This window comes from Aeromonas sp. R10-1 (assembly GCF_040908465.1).
In the GTDB taxonomy this organism is placed as follows: domain Bacteria; phylum Pseudomonadota; class Gammaproteobacteria; order Enterobacterales; family Aeromonadaceae; genus Aeromonas; species Aeromonas caviae.
On record NZ_JBFODT010000004.1, the window covers coordinates 49,995 to 72,091 of the forward strand.

A 22,097-nucleotide genomic window follows, 5' to 3' on the forward strand; every position below is an offset into this window, starting at 1 on the left:
CAATGGCCGCGCCGCATCGGGGATCCCTCAGTCGAGGATCTTCAGCTCGTCCCAGATGGCATCGATCTTCTGCTTTACCGCCTCGTCCTGGACGATGGGCTGACCCCACTCGCGATTGGTCTCCCCCGGCCACTTGTTGGTGGCATCCAGCCCCATCTTGGAGCCGAGCCCGGAGACCGGCGAGGCGAAGTCCAGGTAGTCGATGGGGGTGTGCTCGATCAGGGTGGTGTCCCTGGCCGGATCCATCCGGGTGGTGATGGCCCAGATCACGTCCTTCCAGTCGCGGGCGTTGATGTCATCATCGCAGACGATCACGAACTTGGTGTACATGAACTGGCGCAGGAAGGACCAGACCCCCAGCATCACCCGCTTGGCGTGGCCAGGGTAACGCTTCTTGATGGTCACCACCGCCATCCGGTAGGAGCACCCCTCCGGCGGCAGGTAGAAGTCCACTATCTCGGGAAACTGCTTCTGCAACAGCGGCACGAACACCTCGTTGAGCGCCACCCCGAGCACCGCCGGCTCATCGGGCGGACGGCCGGTGTAGGTGCTGTGGTAGATGGCATCCCGGCGCATGGTCATGTGGGTGATGGTGAAGACCGGGAACTCGTCCACTTCGTTGTAGTAGCCGGTGTGATCGCCGTAAGGCCCTTCGGGGGCCATCTCCCCCGGCTCCAGATAGCCTTCCAGCACGATCTCGGCGCTGGCGGGCACTTCCAGATCGCAGCTCAGCGCCTTCACCACCTCGGTACGGCTGCCCCGCAGCAGACCGGCAAAGGCGTATTCGGAGAGGCTGTCCGGCACCGGCGTCACCGCGCCCAGGATGGTCGCCGGATCGGCGCCCAGCGCCACCGCCACCGGGAAGCGTTCGCCCGGGTGGGCCTCCTGCCACTCGCGAAAATCGATGGCGCCACCCCGGTGATCCAGCCAGCGCATGATCAGCTTGTTCTTGCCGATCTTCTGCTGGCGATAGATGCCGAGGTTCTGTCGCTTCTTGTAGGGACCGCGGGTGATGGTCAGCCCCCAGGTGACCAGGGGCGCCACATCCCCGGGCCAGCAGTGCTGGATGGGGATCTGATCCAGATCCACCGCGTCCCCTTCCAGCACCACCTGCTGACAGGGGGCCGAAGAGAGCCGCTTGGTCGGCATGTTGAGCACCTGCTTGAAGATGGGCAGCTTCTCCATCAGCTCCTTGAGCCCGCGAGGCGGCTCCGGCTCTTTCAGGTAGGAGAGCCAGGTCCCCACCTGGCGCAGGGCGCTGACGTTGGGCTGGCCCATGCCCATGGCAACCCGGTCCGGTGTGCCGAACAGGTTGGTCAACACCGGCATGGTGTAGCCCTTGGGATTCTCAAACAGCAGAGCCGGGCCCCCCGCACGCAGGGTACGGTCGCTGATCTCGGTCATCTCCAGATAGGGGTCTATCTCGCGACTGATGCGCCTGAGCTGTCCGTTTTGTTCCAACTGCGCGATAAAATCACGCAAGTCCTTGTATTTCATGCAAGTACCCCAGCGGGATCAGGTGGTCCCGCATTATAACCCTGGCGGCGTATCCGGTGTACCCGTATCGGACCTCATGACGGACGAGGCGTGTCGCCGCTCCTGAAGCGTCAGCCGGTTTGCCAATTGACCCAGGAGCCTGGGTTCGTCCATCTGCAACAACAGGCCGGCCACCAGCCCGCCATACTGGTGCTTGCCGAGTTCGGCCAGGAGGAACTGCTGGGCCACGTCCGGCAAGGGGGAGAGGCGGCTGAGCTGGTGCAGGGCGGGGACCATCAGGCGGCTGTTCTGGCTGGCGGCGATCAGCAGATCGCTCGCCTCCTGCCCTGAATAAAAGCGGGAAATGGTGTGCAGTGCAGTCAGGCTATCGTGATCCACTGGCTGACGCCACAGCTTGAGGTAGAGTGCCGTCTCCCCGGTCTGTTCGATGAAGTGCAGCAGCAACTGGTTGTCCGGCAGGAAGAGATTGAGGGCGGCAAGCCGCTGCGCCTCCCGACGCAGCACGGATACCGGCTGCCGATCGAGCACCGCCAGCAGGGCCTGCTGCTGCTGTGCCAGCTCGGGATTGCGGCTGTAGTAGACCTGCTTGAAGTCGAAGCGATCCTGCTCCAGCAACTGGCGATAGTTGTCCTGCCAAGCCAGCTGCTGCCAGTGGCTCAGCACCAGCCGGGCCTCGGCGGGGAAGTCATAGGCGGGTAGCTGCACCAGGAAACCGTCCACCTTCCCTTCCACCAGCCATTGTGGCGCCTTGGCCGCTTGTGCCCGCACCCAGGCCAGCAGCGCCGGGCTCGGTGCGCCCGATGACTTGAGCTCACCCAGCAACTGGAACAACAGGAACTCCCGCTGCCCCACCGACAGGGTCTCGAGCAACGAGTCCATGGCATCAAACTGCCCGAGCGCCATGCGCCCGTCCAGGTACGCCCGATGCCCCTCCAGTCCCTCGTCCGCCACCAGGGGAGTCTGCAATTGCGGCGGGGAATCGGCATGCACCGGGGCCGCCAGCCACAACCAACCCATCCATATGAACAACACCAGCTTCATGACGTCCCTTTCCTTGTGACATCGAGGCTTCATACTACTAAGCCAGCCGTGAAATAGATAAACAAAAACCGCGACCTGGGCCGCGGTTTTGTCATGGAAGAGGCTGTTACTTCTGTTGACGCTTCATGGAGTCGAAGAACTCGTCGTTGGTCTTGGTCGCAGCCAGCTTGTCGATGAGGAACTCGATGCTGTCGATCTCGCCCATGGGGTGAATGATCTTGCGCAGGATCCACATCTTCTGCAGCTCGTCCGGGGCAGTCAGCAGCTCTTCCTTGCGGGTGCCGGAGCGGGTGATGTCGATGGCCGGGTAGACGCGCTTCTCGGCAATCTTGCGCGAGAGGTGCAGTTCCATGTTGCCGGTACCCTTGAACTCTTCGTAGATGACTTCATCCATCTTGGAGCCGGTATCGATCAGCGCGGTGGCGATGATGGTCAGGCTGCCGCCCTCTTCGACGTTGCGCGCCGCACCGAAGAAACGCTTCGGACGGTGCAGGGCGTTGGCGTCCACACCACCGGTCAGCACCTTGCCGGAAGACGGGATGACGGTGTTGTAGGCGCGGGCCAAACGGGTGATGGAGTCCAGCAGAATCACCACGTCCTTCTTGTGCTCGACCAGACGCTTGGCCTTCTCGATCACCATTTCGGCGACCTGGACGTGACGGGAGGCCGGCTCGTCGAAGGTGGAGGCGATCACTTCACCCTTCACCATCCGCTGCATCTCGGTCACTTCTTCCGGACGCTCGTCAATCAGCAGCACGATCAGCTCGCAATCCGGGTGGTTGTAGGCGATGCTCTGGGCGATGTTCTGCAGCAGCATGGTCTTACCGGCCTTGGGCGGTGCAACGATGAGACCGCGCTGGCCCTTGCCGATCGGGGATGCCAGATCCAGTACGCGGGCGGTGATGTCTTCGGTGGAACCGTTGCCACGCTCCATGCGCAGACGCTCGTTGGCGTGCAGGGGAGTGAGGTTTTCAAACAGGATCTTGTTGCGGGAGTTTTCCGGACGGTCGTAGTTGACGTCGTTGACCTTGAGCAGGGCGAAATAGCGCTCGCCCTCTTTCGGCGGCCGGATCTTGCCGGAAATGGTATCGCCGGTACGCAGGTTGAAGCGGCGGATCTGGCTCGGGGAGACATAGATGTCATCCGGACCAGCGAGATAAGAGCCGTCTGCACTGCGCAGGAAACCGAAACCGTCGGTCAGGATTTCCAGCACACCGTCGCCAAAGATATCCTCGCCGCCCTTGGCGTGCGCCTTGAGGATTGCAAAGATAATGTCTTTCTTGTGCGCCCGAGCCAGATTTTCCAACCCCATGGATTCGCCAAGCTGGACCAGCTCGGACACAGGAGTGTTCTTAAGTTCAGTCAGATTCATAGTGGTGAAAGTCTGTAAGCAAGGATTGAAATGAGGAGACAGTCTGCTGGATTGATGCTGATCGGATTTGACTTGCCAGGCTGGTAGTTAAGCAAAGAGTCAGGCAAAAAGGTTAGCAAACGAGCGATAAACTAGCACCAATCAGGGTGAGCGTCTAGGTGATAAAACACAAGGAGCGCATTATTGCAATGCGCTCCTTCTTGATTATTACAGGTTGCCGTCCAGGAACTCTTTCAGTTGGGTCTTGGACAGGGCGCCGACCTTGGTCGCTGCCACTTCACCATTCTTGAACAGCAGCAGGGTCGGGATACCACGAATGCCGTACTTGGGCGGAGTGTCGGCGTTATGATCGATGTTCAATTTCGCCACGGTCACGCGACCTTCATATTCCTGAGCAACTTCGTTCAGGATCGGGGCAATCATCTTGCACGGTCCACACCATTCGGCCCAGAAATCGACCAGAACAGGGCTGTCGGCGTTGATTACATCGGCCTCGAAGCTGGCATCGCTCAGCTGAACAATCTTGTCACTCATCTCCAACTCCAGTCAGTAATTAAGGCTTTATTGATGGTTCAACAAAGGCAATAGTTGCCCTATTTGAAATGATCCTGTTTATTATTGCAAGCCTAACCTGATAACCTACCGCCATGAGCAAAACACATCTAACGACCGAAAAATTCGCCCAAATGGGCCTCGAACCCGAAGTTCTGGCTGGTCTGGAATCAAAGGGATTTCACTATTGTACGCCCATCCAGGCACTGTCCCTGCCCCTGCTGGTTGAAGGTCATGACCTCGCCGGTCAGGCCCAGACGGGGACCGGCAAAACCCTGGCTTTCCTGGCGGCGACATTCAACTATTTGCTGACCCATCCGCTGACCAGGCCGCGCCTCGTCAACCAGCCCCGCGCCATCATCATGGCCCCGACCCGGGAGCTGGCCGTCCAGATCTATAACGATGCAGAGAGCATGTCAGCCTCTACCGGGCTCAAGCTCGGTCTCGCCTATGGTGGCGAAGGCTACGACAAGCAGCTGGCCGTGCTGGAACAGGGCGTCGACATCCTGATCGGCACCACCGGCCGCATCATCGACTACTTCAAGTCCAAGGTCATCGATCTCGGCAACATCCAGGTCGTGGTACTGGACGAAGCGGATCGCATGTTCGATCTGGGCTTCATCAAGGACATCCGTTTCCTGTTCCGCCGCATGCCCCCCGCCACCGAGCGTCTGAGCATGCTGTTCTCCGCCACCCTCTCCCTGCGGGTGCAGGAGCTGGCCTACGAGCACATGAACCACCCGGAACACGTGCAGATAGAGCCGGAACAGATGACAGGCGTGCGCATCAAGGAGGAGCTGTTCTACCCCTCCAACGAAGACAAGATGCTGCTGCTGCTCTCCCTGATGGAAGAGGAGTGGCCCGAGAAAGCCATCGTCTTCGCCAACACCAAGCACGTCTGTGAAGACGTTCACGCCTGGCTGGAGAACGACGGCCACCGCGTCGGCCTGCTGACCGGCGACGTGCCGCAGAAGAAGCGGATGAAGATCCTGGAAGAGTTCACCAAGGGTACCCTGGATATCCTGGTCGCCACCGACGTGGCTGCCCGTGGTCTGCACATCCCCGACGTGACCCACGTCTTCAACTACGACCTGCCCGACGATGCCGAAGACTATGTCCACCGCATCGGTCGTACCGGTCGCGCAGGCAAAAGCGGTCACTCCATCAGCCTGGCCTGTGAAGACTATGCCTTCAACCTGCCGGCCATCGAGGAGTACATCCACCACCCCATCCCGGTCAGCAAGTATGACCGCGAGGCGCTGCTGGATGACGTCACCGCGCCGAAACGGGTGTTCCGCAACCGCCAGCCGGTGAACCGCAACATGCGGGATCGCCAGGGCGGTGGCAACAGCAACAACCGTCGTCGCCCCCCCCGCAAGAACTGAGGGATCGGCCAAGTTGCACAACTCGCCTCTCTATGCCGCCATCGACCTCGGCTCCAACAGCTTTCACATGCTGGTGGTGCGCGAGGTCGCCGGTGCCCTGCGCACCGTCACCAAGGTCAAGCGCAAGGTACGCCTCGCCGCCGGCCTCGATGCCGATTTTCGCCTCAACCGTGCCGCCATGGAGCGGGGCTGGGATTGTCTGCGCCTCTTCTCCGAGCAGTTGCAGGACATCCCGTCCGACAACATCCGGGTAGTGGGCACCGCCACCCTGCGCCTGGCCACCAACGTCGACGAATTCATCAGCGAAGCGGAACGGGTGCTCAACCACAGCATCGAGATCATCTCGGGCGAGGAAGAAGCCAAGACCATCTATGAAGGTGTCTCTTGGACGTCGGCAGGGGAAGGCAACCGGCTGGTGATCGACATCGGCGGGGCCAGCACCGAGCTGGTGATCGGCGAGCAGAGTGAAGCCAAGCTGCTCAACAGCCTGCACATGGGCTGCGTCACCTGGCTCAACAACCACTTCGGTGATGGCGAGCTCTCCGAGGCGCGCTTCAACCAGGCCATTGCCGCCGCCAAGGCGGTACTGGAGAAAGTGGCTGCGGACTACCGCGTCCTCGGCTGGCGCACCTGCGTCGGCGCCTCCGGCACCGTCCAGGCGCTGCAGGAGATCATGCTGGCCCAGGGCAAGAGCGAGCGGGTCACCCTGCCCAAGTTGCAAGAGCTGATGGGTCAGGCCATCGCCTGCGGCAGACTCGATCAGTTGCAGCTCGAAGGGCTGGCGGCCGAACGGCTGACCGTGTTCCCCTCCGGTCTCGCCATCCTGATCGCCATCTTCGAGACCCTCGACATCGAGAGCATGACCCTGGCGGGTGGTGCCCTGCGGGAAGGGCTCATCTACGGCCTGCTCGGCAACAATCACGACTGTGATGCCCGGGATCGCACCGCCGACAGCCTGATCAGCCGCTACCAGCTCGACAAGGAGCACGCCGAGCGGGTCCGCGACACCGCCATCGAGGCGTTCACCCAGTTGCAGCCGGCCTGGCGCCTCTCCAAGCGCTACGGTCGCCCGATCCTGCGCTACGCGGCCCTGCTGCACGAAATCGGTCTGTGCATCGAGTACAAGAAGGCACCGCAGCACGCCGCCTACATCATCGACAACATCGACATGCCGGGCTTCACCCCCGCGCAGAAGAAGCTGCTGTCGGCCCTGCTGTTCAACCAGCGGGATGAATTCAAGCTGGAGCCGCTGGAGAAACAGGGCGCCGTCACCGGTCGCCAGGCGATCCGGCTGGCCCGCATCCTGCGCATCTCCCTCATCCTCTGCATGCGCCGGACCCAGGGCACTGTGCCCAGGTTCATGCTGCAAGCCGATGAAGATGCCCTGACCCTGACCCTGCCCAAGGGGTGGCTGGACGAGCACTACCTGCGCGCCAGCGAGCTGCGCCTCGAGGTGGAGCGCCAGCAGAAGATGGGCTGGTCCACCCGGCTGCTGGAAGCCTGAGGCGCACACCCCATGGCCGATTACCAACCCGTCAGCTGTGACCTGTACGACTGGCTGGAGATCGCAGCCAGCTGGCAGTTGCCCGTCACGATCACCGACCGGGATGGACGAACCTGGACGGACAGGATCCGCACCATAGAAGCCAGCGACGGAGTGGAATATCTGCTGCTGGAGCGCGCTGAGCGCCTCAGCCTGGCGGACCTGGCGACCCTGGAACTCGTCTGGCAAGGGGAAGAAAAGCGGATCCACTTCGCCCCACCCCGCAGCCAATGAATAGCAAGAGGGCCAACCTGATCAGGTTGGCCCTCTTCGTTTGACGCTCAGATTCCCTGCCAGTCGCCACTCAACTCGCCAGCGCCGCCATCACATAGACGTCGAAGCGGTTGCTCTTGGTCTCGATGGCCATGCTGGGCTTGTGCTCGTTGAGCCAGCCCGCATAGTCGGGCCGCTTCACCACCACCCGCTTGTCAGCCATCCTGAGCGCCGCTGGCAGCAGAGCATCCGCGTCGAGATCCGCCCCCACCAGGGACTGGAACACCCGCATCTCTTTTTTCACCAGCGCCGACTTCTGCTTGTGGGGGAACATGGGGTCCAGGTAGATGACCTCCGGCCGCTCGGTCAGCGCCAGCAGGGTCTCCACCGCCGGGCCTTGCAGCAGTTGCATCCGCTCGCGCACCCAGGGGCCTATCTCGGGATCCTGCCCCGCCCGGGTCAGACCGTCCTGGAGCAGGGCCGCCACCACGGGGCTGCGCTCGATCAGGGTCACCTTGCAGCCGAGGGAGGCGAGCACGAAGGCATCGCGCCCGAGCCCGGCGGTGGCATCCACCACGGTCGGCATGGCTCCCGACTTCAATCCCACCGCCTTGGCGATGGACTGGCCGCGCCCGCCACCGAACTTGCGCCTATGGGCCACCGCCCCTTCCACGAAGTCCACATAGACGGCCCCCAGCTTGGGTTCGTCCAGCTTGCGCAGCTCCAACCGCGATTCGGTCAGCACCAGGGCGAAGGGAGCGGGAAACGCCACGTCGGCAAGGCGCTGGCGCAGGGCGTCGAGCTCGCCATCGCGGGCGGGCACTTCACTGAAAACCTGAATATGGGGCATAACATGGACTCATCACGGCGCAGAAGCCGGCATGATAGCAGAAGCGGGGGGTCAGCTCACCGTGGTCAGATTCGCCAGGTTCATTCCCTGACGGTTGAGACTCAGGTACTCGGTCAGATCGTCGAAGGGCAGCGGGCGGCTGAGCAGATACCCCTGGGTGAAGGCGCACCCCTTCTGGCAGAGGAAGTTGAGCTGCTCCCGGGTCTCCACCCCTTCGATCACCACCTGCATGCCGAGGTTGTGCACGATGTTGATGATGCCGTCGAGCAGCAGGCGGTCCTGCTCGTTGAAGGGAATATGGCGCACGAAGGAGCGATCGATCTTCACCAGATCCACCGGGAAGGTACGCAGGTAGTTCAGTGCCGAGTAGCCGGTGCCGAAGTCGTCGATGGCCAGCTTGCAGCCCGCCTCGCGCAGAGCATCGATCCGCACCCTGTGCTGATCGCTGGTCTCCATCAGCAGAGATTCGGTGATCTCGATGATGATGTCCGCCGGATCCAGCTCGAAGTGGCGGATCACCCTGAGCCACTCGTTGGCCTCCGGGTCTATGGTCTGGAACTCCAGGGTGGAGCGGTTGATGGACATCTGCAGATCCGGGAAGCCGGACTGCTGCAATCTGGCCAGATCCCGGCAAGACTGCCACAGCACCAGGGCACCCAGCCCCTGGATGAGCCCCGCCTCTTCCGCCAGCGGGATGAAATCCGCCGGTGAGACCTGACCCCAGTGGGGGTGATACCAGCGCACCAGGGCCTCCAGCTTGGCGACCCGGCCGCTGCGGTTGTCCCAGATGGGCTGGTAGGCCATGGTCAGCTGGCCCAGCTTGATGGCCTCCGCCAGATCGTGCTGCATCTGGTGGCGCTGGCTCACCTCTTCCCGCATGGAGGCGTTGTAGGTGCCGAGGGGGCGTCCCTGGCGCTTGGCGACGAACAGGGCCTGCTCGGCATTGCGCAAGAGCTCGTCGCTGTCGCCGCCGTCATTGGGACAGAGAGTGATCCCCAGGGTGGCGGTCACATAGAGGTGCTGGTTGGCCAGCATGAAGGGACGGGCAAAACCGCCGATCACCTGCTTGGCAAACACCTCGGCCTGACGGCGGTTGACGATACCGGGCACCAGGAAGGCAAACTCGTCGCCGCCGATGCGGGCCACCAGGTCCTCGGTGCGCACCCGGCTCACCAGCCGATCCGATACCTCCCGCAGCAGGGCGTCGCCCACATGGTGATCCATGCTGTTGTTGACCGCCTTGAAGTTGTTGAGGTCGAGCACCATGAGGGCGAAGCGCTCCCCCCGCTCGCAGAAGCGGGCCAGACACCGACCGAACAGCCAGCGGTTGGGCAGGCCGGTGAGGTTGTCGTAGTTGGCCTGGGCGGCGATCTTCTGCTCTGCCAGCTTGGTCTGGGAAAGATCGCTGAAGATGGCGATGTACTGACTGATCTTGCCCCCTTCCCGCACGGCGCTGATCATCAGCTGCTGGGGATAGAGCTTGCCGTTCTTGCGCTTGTTCCACACCTCCCCACGCCAGATCCCCACCCGCTCCAAGGCGTGGTACATGTCCGCATAGAAGGTCTGATCGTGCAGTCCGGACTTGAGCATGCTGGGCCGCTGGCCGCACGCCTCCTCCTCGCTGTAACCGGTGATCTTCTCGAAGGCCGGATTGACCGAGATGATGCGACTGTCGGCATCGCACACCAGAATGGCTTCGGAGAGGTTGTCATAGACCCGGTGGGAGAGCTTGAGCTGCTCCGCATGGCGCCTGATGGGATCGATGTTCTCCAGCACCACCATGAGATAGTCGGGGTGCATCTGCTCGTTGCGGATCAGGGTCACCGTCACCCGTCCCCACAGGACGGTCCCATCCCGATGGAGATAACGCTTCTCCTGGGTAAACGCGGGACGCTCTCCCCGCTTGAGGGCGTCGTAGAGCGCAATGCTGGTCTGCCAGTCGTCCGGGTGGTTGATTTCGGCGACGGTGAGCTGTTGCAGCTCCTCCTGGCTGTAGCCAAGCATCTTCTCGATGGCCGGGTTCGCCCAGAGGATCTTGCCGCCCAGATCCACCTTGCCGATGCCCACGGGCGCATGGGACATCATGGTGTCCAGGAAGTGGTGATGTTCCGGTTGCGCCGGCTGCTCCTGGCTCTGGCGCTGCTGATACATCAGCGCCAGTTCACGACCGGCGAGCGGGGCCAGCAGACGCAGCAGGCCCACTATCTTCTCCATTCTCGGCATGGCCCGCTTGAACATGACGCTGCACAGGCCGATGGTCTCTCCCTCGGCGTTCTTGAGCGCGACGCCGGCATAGGCTCTCACCTCGCAGCGCTCCAGCACGGCGGCGTGGGGGAACAGCTGGCGGGTGCGATCACTGAACCAGGCTTCACCCTGCTGCATGGCGATCTCGCCCGGAGTGTCGGCGAGGGGGAAGCTGTAGGCGTTGATGTCGAGGGAGGCGGGATAGGCGGCATGCACGGTAAAGAACAGACCCGCCTGATCCTTGCCGGACACCAGGACGAAGTCAGCCCCCACCGCGTTGGCGATTTCACTCACAAAGGCATCAAAATATCCCTGACCACTCGAATGAGACAGGCTGGAGATGATTTGATAGACAGACTCGAGTGCTCGCCTCATGGCAAGGTTCTTTCTCTCCCTGGAAGGTAGAACCCGACTCTACTGAAGAGGCGGGGACAGTGCAAACATGCACTCCGCAAGATATTAAAAAGGCTTGGAAAAAGGGACCAAAAGGTCCCTTTTTCTATCAAAAATCACGTTTCGATCCCACTATGTCGCAAATGTGTACCTGCTTGAAGCTCCCGCAGTGGCGCGGCAGCTCATCCAATCGAGGCTCACTGTGGCGGCGGGACCTCACGCGGCGATACCGCTGTGACGCAGCAGCGCATCCACCTGAGGCTCCCGGCCACGGAAGGCACGGAACAGCTCCATCGGCTCCCTGGAGCCGCCCTTTTCCAGAATGTTCTTCAGGAAGGAGTGGCCGGTGGCCGGGTTGAAGATCCCCTCCTCCTCGAAGCGGGAGAAGGCGTCGGCAGAGAGTACCTCGGCCCACTTGTAGCTGTAGTAGCCCGCCGCGTAGCCGCCCGCGAAGATGTGGGAGAAGCTGTGCTGGAAGCGGTTGAACGCCGGAGGCGTCATCACGGCGACCTGGCTGCGCACCTCATCCAGCAGCGCAGGGATCTGATCCGCTCTGGCCGGGTCAAAGGTCTGGTGCAGACGGAAGTCGAACAGGGCGAACTCCAGCTGGCGCAGCATCTGCATCGCCGCCTGGAAGTTGCGGGCGGTCAGCATCTTCTCCAGCAGATCGGCGGGCAGCGGCTCCCCGGTCTCGTAATGGCCGGAGATGAAGGCCAGCGCCTCGGACTCCCAGCACCAGTTCTCGAGGAACTGGCTCGGCAGCTCCACCGCATCCCAGGCCACGCCGTTGATGCCGGCCACGCCAGCCACATCGATGCGGGTCAGCATGTGGTGAATGCCGTGGCCGAACTCGTGGAACAGGGTGACCACTTCGTTGTGGGTGAACAGGGCCGGTTTGCCGTCCACCGGGCCGTTGAAGTTGCAGGTCAGGTAGGCCACCGGCTTTTGCAGGGAGCCGTCCTGACGGTAGCGGCGACCCAGGCAGACATCCATCCAGGCGCCGCCCTGCTTGTGCTCGCGGGCGTAGAGATCCAGGTAGAAGCTGCCGCGCAGCTCGTCATCGGCGTCAAAGATGTCGTAGAAGCGCACGTCCGGGTGCCAGGTGTCGATGCCGAGACGCTCGCGCACCTTCATGCCGAACACCCGCTTGACCACCTCGAACAGCCCCTTCACGACCCGACCGGCGGGGAAATAAGGACGCAACTGCTCATCAGAGACCGAAAACTTGTGCTGTTTGAGCTTTTCTGCGTAATAGGCAAGATCCCAGGCCGCCAGTTCGTCCTGACCGTGCTGCTCGGCGGCAAAGGCGCGGATCTCCTCCAGCTCCGCCTTGCCTTGGGGCAGGGACTTGGCAGCCAGGTCGGTGAGGAACTCCACCACCTGCTCCGGCTTGTCCGCCATCTTGGTCGCGAGGGAGAGCTCGGCATAGTTGGCAAAGCCCAGCAGTCGGGCCAGCTCCCGGCGCAGGGTGAGCAACTCGGTCATGATGGCGGAGTTGTCCCACTTGCCGGCGTTGGGGCCCTGGTCGGAGGCGCGGGTGGTGAAGGCCTCATACAGCTCGGCACGCAGGGCGCGGCTGTCGGCATACATCATCACCGGCAGGTAGGAGGGGATGTCCAGGGTGAACAGCCACCCCTCCTTGCCCTTGAGTTCGGCCATCTGGCGCGCGGCAGCCTGGGCGCTCGCGGGCAGACCAGCCAGCTCGGCCTCGTCGGTCACCAGCTTGTGCCAGCCCTGGGTCGCGTCCAGCACGTTGTTGCTGAAACGGGAGGCGAGCTCCGAGAGGCGGGCCTGGATCTCGCCGTAACGCTGCTGCGCCTCGGCAGGCAGACCGATGCCGGAGAGGCGGAAATCGCGCAGGGTGTTCAGGATCTCCTTGCGCTGGGCATCATCCAGCCGGGGGAAGTCATCGCTCTCGGAGAGGGCCAGATAGGCTTGATAGAGCCCTTCATGCTGACCGACATAGGTCTGGAATTCGGACAGCAGCGGCAGGCAGGCATCGTGAGCCGCCCGCAGCGCCTCGCTGTTCTGCACGGCGTTGAGGTGGCTGATGGGGGACCAGATCCGGGAGAGGCGGTCGTTGACCTCTTCCAGCGGGGCGATCAGGCTGTCCCAGGTGTGAGGCTCCTTCTGGGCCAGCACATCCTCAATCTTCTGTTTGCAATCGGCGATGGCCTGCGTCACGGCAGGTTGCACCTGATCGGGCTGGATCTGGCTGAAGGGAGGCAGCGAGTCCATTGTCAGCAAAGGGTTAGTCATCTGCGGTACCTCTAAATGCTCTGCAGCCCCTGCCGTCCAGAAGCCTGCTTGGACCATCTAAGATGTAGGCAGAAACCCCATTTATCAAGCCTTTGCCGCCAAGAGACGGGCTTGTTGCCCACTTTTTCAGGCATTTTGTTCATAAAACCAGCACTTCATCTGCCAGAGACGACAATGCCGGCCCGAGGGCCGGCATTGTGAGGGCATGGACACTCCCCGCCTCAGCGTCGGGCGTCCTCTTTCAACCACTGGGCGACCCGCTTGGCGAAGTAGGTGAGAATGCCATCGGCCCCGGCCCGCTTGAAGCAGAGCAGGGATTCCATCACGCACTCCTTCTCCTTGAGCCAGCCATTCTGGATCGCCGCCATGTGCATGGCGTACTCGCCGCTCACCTGATAGGCGAAGGTCGGCACGCCGAACTGATCCTTCACCCGGCGGATGATGTCCAGGTAGGGCATGCCCGGCTTGACCATGACGCTGTCCGCCCCTTCGGCGATGTCGAGGGCCACTTCGTGCAGGGCTTCGTTGCCGTTGGCCGGATCCATCTGGTAGGTGGCCTTGTTGCTCTTGCCGAGGTTGGCGGCGGAGCCCACCGCATCGCGGAACGGGCCGTAGTAGTGGGAGGCGTACTTGGCGGAGTAGGCCATGATCTGCACGTTGACGAAGCCATTCTCCTCCAGCGCCGCGCGGATGGCACCGATGCGGCCGTCCATCATGTCGGACGGGGCCACCATGTCGGCCCCGGCGGCCGCATGGGAGAGCGCCTGCTTCACCAGGATCTCGGTGGTGATGTCGTTCTGCACATAGCCTTCGTCATCGATGATGCCGTCCTGGCCATGGGTGGTGAAGGGGTCGAGCGCCACATCGGTGATGACCCCGAGCTCCGGGAAGCGCGCCTTGATGGCACGGGTCGCCCGCTGGGCCAGGGCATCCGGGTTGTAGGCCTCTTCCGCCATCAGACTCTTTCTCTCCAGCGGCGTCACCGGGAACAGGGCCACCGCCGGCACACCCAGGGCCACCAGTTCGGCGGCCTCTTCGAGCAGCAGATCGATGGAGAGCCTGTCCACCCCCGGCATGGAGGCAACGGCCTCTCGCTGACCCTCCCCCTCCAGCACGAACACGGGATAGATGAGATCGTCGACGGTCAGTACGTTCTCGCGCACCAGGCGGCGGCTGAAGTCATGTTTGCGCACCCGGCGCAGGCGACGGCCCGGGAAGGCCCCCGGAAGAGTTGTGGCCATGAATCACTCCAAAAGCGGAAGTTGGAAGAATGCGGCGGAGGTGGCCCGAGTATGGGCCAGCAAGGCCTCGGGCGCTTCACCACGGCAGGCCGCCACCACCTGGGCGATGTGCGGCAAAAAAGCGGGTTCGTTGCGTTTGGGCCTGGGTTTCAGATCCCGCGGCACCAGGTAGGGGGCGTCCGTTTCTATCATCAGGCGACCCGCTGGAATGCGGGCCACCTGCTCGCGCAGCAGCTGGCCACGGCGCTCGTCACAGAGCCAGCCGGTCACCCCGATATGCAGCCCCAGCGCCAGGCACTCGTCCAGCTCGGCGTCGGAACCGGTGAAGCAGTGCAGCACGGCCCCCGGCAGGCGGGGCAACCAGGGGCGCAGGATCTCGACGAATTTGTCATGGGCATCGCGGCAGTGCAGAAACACCGGCATCCCGAGCTCGGCGGCGAGCGCCAGCTGGGCGTCAAACACCGCGTCCTGCACCGGACGGGGGGAGAAGTCCCGGTTGTAGTCGAGACCGCACTCGCCGATGGCCACCACCTGGGGCAGGGCCGCCAGTTCGCGCAGGGCGGGCAGGGTCGCCTCATCGACGCTTTTGGCATCATGGGGATGTACCCCGGCGGTGGAGAAGCAGTAACCGGGCCAGCGGGCGGCCAATGCGGCGCTCTCGCGGCTGCCGGCCAGATCGGTGCCGGTCAGGATCAGGGCTTCCACCCCGGCGGCGCGCGCGCGTTCCACCAGGTCGGCCTGTTCGCCTGCGAACTGGCTGCTGGTCAGGTTCAAACCGATGTCGATCATGGAGTCAGGGGTTCCGGACAAACGAGGTGCATATCAGGCATTTGAAAACCATCTACTCGATGGGGCCTTACCATACGCCTCGAACGGATGCATGAAAAGAGGAAGGGAGCCTCAGCTCCCCTCTTCCGTTTGTTGCTGCTCTTCGTCCTCTTTCTTCACGTAGAAGCGGGCGAAGAACAGACCTATCTCCCACAGGCCCCACATGGGGATCGCGAGCAGGGTCTGGGAGAAGACATCGGGCGGCGTCAGCAACATACCGACCACGAAGACCCCGACGATGACGTAGGGGCGCTTCTCCTTCAGGCTCCTGGGGGTGGTCACCCCGGTCCAGCAGAGCAGTATGGTGGCCACCGGGATCTCGAACGCCACCCCGAACGCGAAGAACAGGGTCAGCACGAAGTCCAGGTAGCTGGCGATGTCGGTCGCCACCGTCACCCCGGCGGGGGCGGTACTGGTGAAGAAGCCGAACACCAGGGGGAACACCACGTAGTAGGCGAACGCCATCCCCGCATAGAACAGCACGGCGCTGGAGGCCACCAGGGGCAGGATCAGCCGCCGTTCGTGCTGGTACAGACCGGGTGCGATGAAAGCCCAGGCCTGATAGAGCAGATAGGGGATCGCCACGAAGAAGGAGACCACCAGGGTCAGCTTGATGGGCGTGATGAAGGGTGTCGCCACATCCGTCGCTATCATGCTGGTGCCTGCCGGCAACTGGCTGAGCAGCGGCTGGGCCACGAAGTCGTAGATGTTGTTGGAGAAGTAGATGAGCGCGATGAACACCAGCAGGATGGCGGAGATGGCGCGCAGCAGACGGGTTCTCAGCTCCACCAGATGGCTGATGAGGGGTTGTTCTGCCTGACTCATGGCTTACCCTCCCCTTTGGCTGCGAACTCGCTGGCGGGCACAGGCTCGCTCTCTCGCTGACTGTTGACCGGCGGCATCTCTGGGGTGGGCGTCGGGGCCGCCACCGGAGTGGCTGGCTCAACCTGGGCGGGCTCCCGAGGCGGGCGGATCTCGTTCTCCCCCTGATAGGGACGATTCACCGACTGGGCGGCCGCTTTCAACTGCTCGATGGACTCCTGCAGCTCGGGGCTCAGGTTGTTCATCTGCAACCGTTCGGCCTTCTTCAGATCGTTGTGCAGATCCTGCAACTTGAGCTCCTGTTCCAGCTCGGCCTTGACCGAGTTGGCGGTGCTGCGGATCAGCCTTATCCAGTGGCTGGCGGTGCGGATCGCGACCGGCAACCGCTCGGGACCCAGCACCACCAGGGCGACGACGCCGATGACGACCAGCTCCCAAAAACCGATGTCGAACATGGCTTAGGCCTGATCTTTGTCTTTCTGCTTGGCGGCTTCGGCGTTGCTGGCCGTCTCGTTCAACTGCTTGGTCGGGAACTCGGCATCTTTCTGCTCGGGTTTGGTGTCGGCCGGCTCATCGGAGAGCGCCTTCTTGAATCCCTTGACCGCCGCGCCCAGATCGCCGCCGATACCGCGCAATTTCTTGGTGCCGAACAACAGCACGACGATGACTGCGATGATCAACAACTGCCAAATACTGATACCACCCATGACTTTCTCTCCGGATAGGCGCCCGATGGCGCAGGTTATTTAATGGGAACGGGTTCGCAACCAACCCAGCAGCCAGCATAACCCGGCGCCGGCGAGGCTGATTTGTCCCCACTCAATGTGTTGTTTCTGGGTCAGCAAGAATACACCCGCGAGCAGCAGGCTGGCTCCAACCCCTAAGAGGTAGCGGGCCTGCCCCTGACGGCGACTGTGGCGACGGAAATCGGCAAACATCTGGTCGAAGTGGTGCTGCTGATGGCGGGCCTGACGCAGGGTCTCATAGACCAGCTCCGGCAGCTCCGGCAGTTTCTCCGCCCAGAACGGCGCCTTCTCCTTGATGGCATTCCACACCGCCTTGGGGCCGACCTGCTCGTGCATCCAGTTTTCCAGATAGGGCTTGGCGGTCTGCCACAAATCCAGCTGGGGATAGAGCTGGCGACCCAGCCCTTCCACATAGAGCAGGGTCTTTTGCAGCAGCACCAGCTGCGGCTGCACCTGCATGTTGAAGCGACGGGCGGTGTTGAACAGATTGAGCAGCACGTGGCCGAAGGAGATCTCGGAGAGCGGTTTCTCGAAGATGGGCTCCAGCACGGTGCGGATGGCGAACTCGAACTCGTCCACCTTGGTATCGGGCGGTACCCAGCCTGACTCTACGTGCAGCTCGGCCACACGGCGGTAGTCGCGGTTGAAGAAGGCGAGGAAGTTCTCCGCCAGGTAGCGCTTGTCTTCCCGGTTGAGGGTGCCGACGATGCCGCAGTCGATGCCGATCCAGAGCGGATTCTCGGGGTGTTCGAAAGAGACGAAGATGTTGCCCGGGTGCATGTCGGCGTGGAAGAAGCTGTCACGGAACACCTGGGTGAAGAACACTTCCACTCCGCGCTCGGCCAGCAGCTTCATGTTGGTGCCGTTGGCTTCCAGCGCGGCAATGTCGGAGACCGGAATGCCGTAGATACGCTCCATCACCAGCACCTGCTCACGGCAATGGTCCGTGAACACCTCGGGCACATAGAGCGCCTCGGAACCGGTGAAGTTGCGGCGCAGCTGGATGGCGTTGGCCGCTTCGCGCATCAGGTTGAGCTCGTCGAGTATGGTCTTGCGATACTCCTCCACCACCTCGACGGGGCGCAGTCGTCCGCTCTGGGGCACGAAACGGGCCACCAGACGGGCCAGGGCCTGCATCAGGCGCAGGTCGGCCTCGATGACCGGCTCGATATCGGGACGGATCACCTTGATGACGATCTCGCGGCCGTTCTCCTTCAACCGGGCGGTGTGCACCTGGGCGATGGAGGCGGATGCCAGCGGCGTCTCGTCGAAGTCATCGAACAGAGTCTCGACGGGGCAACCCAGGCTCTCTTCTATCTGGCGACGGGCGGCCTGACCACAGAAGGGAGGCACCCTGTCCTGCAGCAGGGCCAGCTCTTCGGCAATGTCAGGGGGCAGCAGGTCTCGGCGGGTCGAGAGCATCTGGCCGAACTTGATGAAGATGGGGCCCAGCGCCTCGAAGGCGAGGCGAATGCGGGCGCCACGGCTCATGCCTTGCTGCTTGTTCTTGAGCCAGAACAGACTGCGACGGGCCAGACGGCCAGGCCAGGGCTGATAACGGGCGGGCACCAGCTCGTCGATGCCCTGTTCCAGCAGAATGCTGACGATGCGATAGAGGCGTTTGAACTCCTTCGGGGTCATCAGCTCACCTGCTGTTCGAGGCGGGCAAGCCGCAACTCGATCGCCTTCATCTGTTGGGCCAGCTCTTCGACATCGTCATTGAAGCTCGCCACTTCCAGCGGACCCGGGGCAAGCCTCGCCTCCTCGGTCAAATACTCAGCCACTTGACGCTGGGAACGGCACAACTCTCGCCCCACAAAACGGCGAGCCTGACGGGCACCACTGCACAGGGTGTGGGCCACCACATCGCCGGTGTAGCGGGACAGCTCCTCTTCCCAGTCGATATCGAGCTCGCCAAGCAGGGCGCTGAATGCCTGCACCAGCTGGGGGTCACCGCTCAGGTCCAGCTTCTCCTCGCGGATGTAGCGGGTCAGGGCGGAAGGCTCCTTGAGCAGGCCGAGGGCAGTCAGGGAGAGGCTCAGCACCGCATCCGCCTCCCCTTCAAACCTGGCCAGCACATCCAGACGGCGCTCTGAGAAGACAAACCAGAGCGGCTTGAGTTCGCGCAGCTCCAGTTTGAGTACCTTGCCCGTCAGCTTGCGCAACCGCTCCGGGCTCTGTTTGTCCAGGGCCAGCAACTGGTTGAGGCTGGTTTCGATCACCGCGGTGACCATGGCATCCATCGGCATAGGCGACCTTAAAACTTGTAACCGCGGTGCAGGGCGACTACGCCCTGGGTCAGGTTGTAAAACTCGACCTGTTCGAAACCGACATTCTCCATCATGCCTGCCAGGGTCTGCTGATCCGGGTGCATGCGGATCGATTCCGCCAGGTATTTGTAACTTTCGCTGTCATTCGCGACGATTTCGCCCATTTTCGGCAGCAATTTGAAGGAGTAGAGATCATACAGCTTGGCGATCACTTCGCTCACCGGCTTGGAGAACTCCAGCACCAGCAGGCGGCCACCCGGCTTGAGCACCCGGAACATGGAGGCAAGCGCCTTGTCCTTGTCGGTGACGTTGCGCAGGCCGAAGCCGATGGTGATGACGTCGAAATGGTTGTCAGGGAACGGGAGCGCCTCGGCGTTGGCCTGCACGTAGGAGACGTTGTTGGCCACCCCCAGGTTACGCAGTTTGTCGCGACCCACTTTCAGCATGGAGTCGTTGATGTCCGCCAGGACCACCTGGCCGGTCTCACCCACGATGCGGGAGAACTTGGCGGTCAGATCCCCTGTGCCGCCAGCCAGATCCAGCACCTTCTGTCCTTTGCGGACACCGGAGCAGTCGATGGTAAAGCGCTTCCAGAGGCGATGGATGCCGAACGACATCAGATCGTTCATCAGATCATACTTGGCCGCTACCGAATGAAAGACACCGGCGACCAGGGTTTCCTTCTCGGTCGCAGCCACGGTTTTATAGCCAAAATGCGTAGTAGTAGTCTGTTCCGACATCCCTCAAATACCCATAGAGCAAAGAATGGCCGCCAGTTTACCAGAGCCGATGGCGTGCGGACACCTCAAACCCGGCTTGTGACCAACTGCATCCCCAGCACGACCATGGCCAGACAGAGGAACAAATTGAGACCGATATTGAGCAGAGCCTTCAGATAGGCCCCTTGCTGGGCCAGCACGACCGTATCGAGGGCAAAGGAGGAGAAGGTGGTCAGGGCACCGAGGACACCCACCATCAGCAATGGCTTCATCGGGTGTTCCACCACGTGACCATGGCTGATCAGGGCATAGGCAATCCCCATGATGAAGGAACCCACCACGTTGACCACCAGGGTGCCATAGGGAAAGTGGCGTCCCAGCAGCCATGCCATCAGCTCGGCGATGCCAAAGCGCAGGCAGGCACCGAAGGCGCCCCCGACAGCGACAAATAACCAGGTTTGCATCAAGCAGTCTCCAAGATTGTCAGGTTGGCATTATGCAAAATCTCGACAGCAGGGGACAGCCGGGCAATTAATCGACCCGGCAAGACCCTAGCGGCGAAAGTCTACCCGTTCTGGATTCACAAGATGGAGGGTCGTCTCGGCCGGGCGAGTATCGGCGATGACTCTGCCATGGCGGATGGAATAACGTACCGGCACCTGGCGGCGCACCGCATCGAAACCATTCTCTGCAGGAAGGACCAGCAGGTTGGCGGGCTTGCCCACCTCGATGCCGTAGCGATCCTGCACGTTCAGGGTGCGGGCACTGTGACAGCTGATCAGCTTGAGACTGTCGTTGATCTGTTCGTAGCCCATGATCTGGCAGACATGCAGCCCCATATGCAGCACCTGCAACATGTTGGCCGTGCCCATGGGATACCAGGGATCGAACACGTCGTCGTGGCCGAAGCAGACGTTGATGTTCGCCTCCAGCATCTCCTTCACCCGGGTGATGCCACGACGCTTGGGATAGGTATCGAAGCGCCCCTGCAGGTGAATGTTCACCAGCGGATTGGCGACGAAGTTGATGCCCGCCATCTTCAGCAGCCTGAACAGCCGCGACGCATAGGCTCCGTTGTAGGAGTGCATGGCGGTGGTGTGGCTGGCGGTTACCCTATGGCCAATACCGCGCTCGTAGGCCAGGGTTGCCAGCGTCTCGATAAAACGGGACTGTTCGTCATCGATTTCATCGCAATGCACATCCACCAGAACCTGATATTTCTCCGCAAGATCGAAGACGTAGTGCAGACTTTCGACTCCGTACTCCCGGGTAAACTCGAAATGGGGGATGGCACCGATCACGTCGGCCCCCAGCTTGAGAGCCTCTTCCAGCAATGCCATGCCGTTGGGGTAGGAGAGGATCCCCTCCTGTGGGAAGGCCACTATCTGCAGCTCCACCCACTCCTTCATCTCCTCCCGCACCTCCAGCATCGCCTTCAAGGCGACCAGATTGGGGTCGGAAACATCCACGTGAGTCCGCACGAACTGGATGCCGTTGGCAATCTGCCATTTCAGTGTCTGGATGGCGCGTTGTTTCACATCCTCATGGGTCAGCAGCGCCTTGCGCTCGGCCCAACGCTCGATCCCCTCGAACAGGGTGCCGGAGAGGTTCCAACTCGGTTCACCGGCCGTCTGGGTGGTATCAAGATGGATATGAGGCTCGATAAAGGGGGGGATGACAAGGCCTTGCTCACCATCAAGCTCGCGGGTAGAGAGCAGCTGGGTGCTCATGGGCTCGATGGCCCGGATCACGCCTCCCTGACAGAGGATTTGCCACATCCCTTCCCTGCCCGCCAGACGCACATTCCTAATCAGCATGTTCTTCCCCTTCGAAAGCGTAGTTGTCTTTGCCAATCCACAACTTAGCCCGGATCCCTTTAATAGAGAAGCTCCGCCCGGAAAGCATACGGGATAGAAAGGGAAGATATGTCAGCAACAAGAAGGTGCGACATTGCAGAACTGCAATTTGCGATGGATGGCTGAAAGGCAGATACAAAAAAGCCTCCCGATTGGGAGGCTTTCTTATTTAATGGTGCTGATACCCAGAATCGAACTGGGGACCTCATCCTTACCAAGGATGCGCTCTACCGACTGAGCCATATCAGCATACTAACCGGTAAAGA

Annotated in this window: 20 protein-coding genes and 1 tRNA gene; 3 read left to right on the top strand and 18 right to left on the bottom strand. The window is 61.9% G+C overall.

Features of this window, described 5'->3' with window-relative positions:
- Positions 1–27 precede the first annotated feature (27 nt).
- The 4 genes from ubiD to trxA all read right to left on the bottom strand — a co-directional run bounded on the left by ubiD (position 28) and on the right by trxA (position 4,444).
- Positions 28–1,497 carry a 4-hydroxy-3-polyprenylbenzoate decarboxylase gene (gene ubiD / locus AB5Y93_RS01085; protein ID WP_052815127.1) on the bottom strand — a complete coding sequence of 490 codons (1,470 nt, stop codon included), beginning with the start codon at positions 1,495–1,497 and terminating at the stop codon, positions 28–30.
- A gap of 33 nt (positions 1,498–1,530) precedes the next feature.
- Complete coding sequence (locus AB5Y93_RS01090; protein WP_368228668.1) at positions 1,531–2,538, bottom strand: hypothetical protein; 1,008 nt, start codon at positions 2,536–2,538, stop codon at positions 1,531–1,533.
- 106 nt (positions 2,539–2,644) lie between these two features.
- Complete coding sequence (rho, locus tag AB5Y93_RS01095; RefSeq protein WP_010672370.1) at positions 2,645–3,910, bottom strand: transcription termination factor Rho; 1,266 nt, start codon at positions 3,908–3,910, stop codon at positions 2,645–2,647.
- Between the two features lie 207 nt (positions 3,911–4,117).
- A complete protein-coding gene (gene trxA / locus AB5Y93_RS01100; RefSeq protein WP_010672369.1) occupies positions 4,118–4,444 on the bottom strand; it encodes a thioredoxin TrxA in 327 nt (108 codons plus the stop codon).
- 113 nt (positions 4,445–4,557) lie between these two features.
- On the opposite strand from trxA, the gene rhlB reads away from it, so the two are divergent.
- Genes rhlB through AB5Y93_RS01115 form a run of 3 tightly spaced genes read left to right on the top strand, consistent with a single transcriptional unit; the run spans position 4,558 to position 7,624 of the window.
- Positions 4,558–5,847: an ATP-dependent RNA helicase RhlB gene (gene rhlB, locus AB5Y93_RS01105; protein WP_368228669.1), complete on the top strand. Its 1,290-nt coding sequence runs from the start codon at positions 4,558–4,560 to the stop codon at positions 5,845–5,847.
- 13 nt (positions 5,848–5,860) lie between these two features.
- On the top strand, positions 5,861–7,351 hold the full coding sequence (gene gppA, locus AB5Y93_RS01110) for a guanosine-5'-triphosphate,3'-diphosphate diphosphatase (RefSeq protein WP_049636360.1): 1,491 nt from the start codon (positions 5,861–5,863) through the stop codon (positions 7,349–7,351).
- A gap of 12 nt (positions 7,352–7,363) precedes the next feature.
- Positions 7,364–7,624 carry a Rho-binding antiterminator gene (locus tag AB5Y93_RS01115; protein WP_226043558.1) on the top strand — a complete coding sequence of 87 codons (261 nt, stop codon included), beginning with the start codon at positions 7,364–7,366 and terminating at the stop codon, positions 7,622–7,624.
- 70 nt (positions 7,625–7,694) lie between these two features.
- Here the strand turns inward: AB5Y93_RS01115 and AB5Y93_RS01120 are convergent, their stop codons facing one another.
- The 14 genes from AB5Y93_RS01120 to AB5Y93_RS01185 all read right to left on the bottom strand — a co-directional run bounded on the left by AB5Y93_RS01120 (position 7,695) and on the right by AB5Y93_RS01185 (position 22,080).
- The gene (locus tag AB5Y93_RS01120; RefSeq protein WP_029313422.1) at positions 7,695–8,444 is read right to left on the bottom strand and encodes a class I SAM-dependent methyltransferase; all 750 of its coding nucleotides are present in this window, start codon (positions 8,442–8,444) and stop codon (positions 7,695–7,697) included.
- A 60-nt stretch (positions 8,445–8,504) separates the two neighbouring features.
- On the bottom strand, positions 8,505–11,072 hold the full coding sequence (locus AB5Y93_RS01125) for a bifunctional diguanylate cyclase/phosphodiesterase (protein WP_039041083.1): 2,568 nt from the start codon (positions 11,070–11,072) through the stop codon (positions 8,505–8,507).
- Between the two features lie 234 nt (positions 11,073–11,306).
- A complete protein-coding gene (prlC, locus tag AB5Y93_RS01130; protein ID WP_368228670.1) occupies positions 11,307–13,349 on the bottom strand; it encodes an oligopeptidase A in 2,043 nt (680 codons plus the stop codon).
- 221 nt (positions 13,350–13,570) lie between these two features.
- Entirely contained in the window at positions 13,571–14,590 is a 1,020-nt protein-coding gene (gene hemB / locus AB5Y93_RS01135; RefSeq protein WP_323923561.1) for a porphobilinogen synthase, read from the bottom strand.
- Positions 14,591–14,593: 3 nt separating this feature from the next.
- The gene (locus AB5Y93_RS01140) at positions 14,594–15,379 is read right to left on the bottom strand and encodes a TatD family hydrolase (RefSeq protein WP_041212047.1); all 786 of its coding nucleotides are present in this window, start codon (positions 15,377–15,379) and stop codon (positions 14,594–14,596) included.
- A gap of 111 nt (positions 15,380–15,490) precedes the next feature.
- Entirely contained in the window at positions 15,491–16,243 is a 753-nt protein-coding gene (gene tatC, locus AB5Y93_RS01145; RefSeq protein WP_010672360.1) for a twin-arginine translocase subunit TatC, read from the bottom strand.
- Positions 16,240–16,695 carry a Sec-independent protein translocase protein TatB gene (gene tatB / locus AB5Y93_RS01150; protein ID WP_368228671.1) on the bottom strand — a complete coding sequence of 152 codons (456 nt, stop codon included), beginning with the start codon at positions 16,693–16,695 and terminating at the stop codon, positions 16,240–16,242. Before tatB ends, tatC begins: the two co-directional genes overlap by 4 nt.
- 3 nt (positions 16,696–16,698) lie before the next feature.
- The gene (gene tatA / locus AB5Y93_RS01155; protein WP_010672358.1) at positions 16,699–16,947 is read right to left on the bottom strand and encodes a Sec-independent protein translocase subunit TatA; all 249 of its coding nucleotides are present in this window, start codon (positions 16,945–16,947) and stop codon (positions 16,699–16,701) included.
- Positions 16,948–16,986: 39 nt separating this feature from the next.
- Positions 16,987–18,627 (bottom strand): ubiquinone biosynthesis regulatory protein kinase UbiB, encoded by a 1,641-nt coding sequence (gene ubiB / locus AB5Y93_RS01160; RefSeq protein WP_010672357.1) that lies wholly within the window; start codon positions 18,625–18,627, stop codon positions 16,987–16,989.
- The gene (locus tag AB5Y93_RS01165; protein ID WP_029313421.1) at positions 18,627–19,235 is read right to left on the bottom strand and encodes an SCP2 domain-containing protein; all 609 of its coding nucleotides are present in this window, start codon (positions 19,233–19,235) and stop codon (positions 18,627–18,629) included. Before AB5Y93_RS01165 ends, ubiB begins: the two co-directional genes overlap by 1 nt.
- A gap of 8 nt (positions 19,236–19,243) precedes the next feature.
- Positions 19,244–19,996, bottom strand: coding sequence for a bifunctional demethylmenaquinone methyltransferase/2-methoxy-6-polyprenyl-1,4-benzoquinol methylase UbiE (gene ubiE / locus AB5Y93_RS01170; protein WP_039041078.1), 753 nt, complete (start codon positions 19,994–19,996; stop codon positions 19,244–19,246).
- Between the two features lie 65 nt (positions 19,997–20,061).
- Complete coding sequence (crcB, locus tag AB5Y93_RS01175) at positions 20,062–20,439, bottom strand: fluoride efflux transporter CrcB (protein ID WP_041212051.1); 378 nt, start codon at positions 20,437–20,439, stop codon at positions 20,062–20,064.
- Positions 20,440–20,526: 87 nt separating this feature from the next.
- Positions 20,527–21,792, bottom strand: coding sequence for a cytosine deaminase (locus AB5Y93_RS01180; protein WP_368228672.1), 1,266 nt, complete (start codon positions 21,790–21,792; stop codon positions 20,527–20,529).
- Between the two features lie 212 nt (positions 21,793–22,004).
- Positions 22,005–22,080, bottom strand: a tRNA-Thr gene (locus AB5Y93_RS01185).
- Positions 22,081–22,097: the final 17 nt, after the last annotated feature.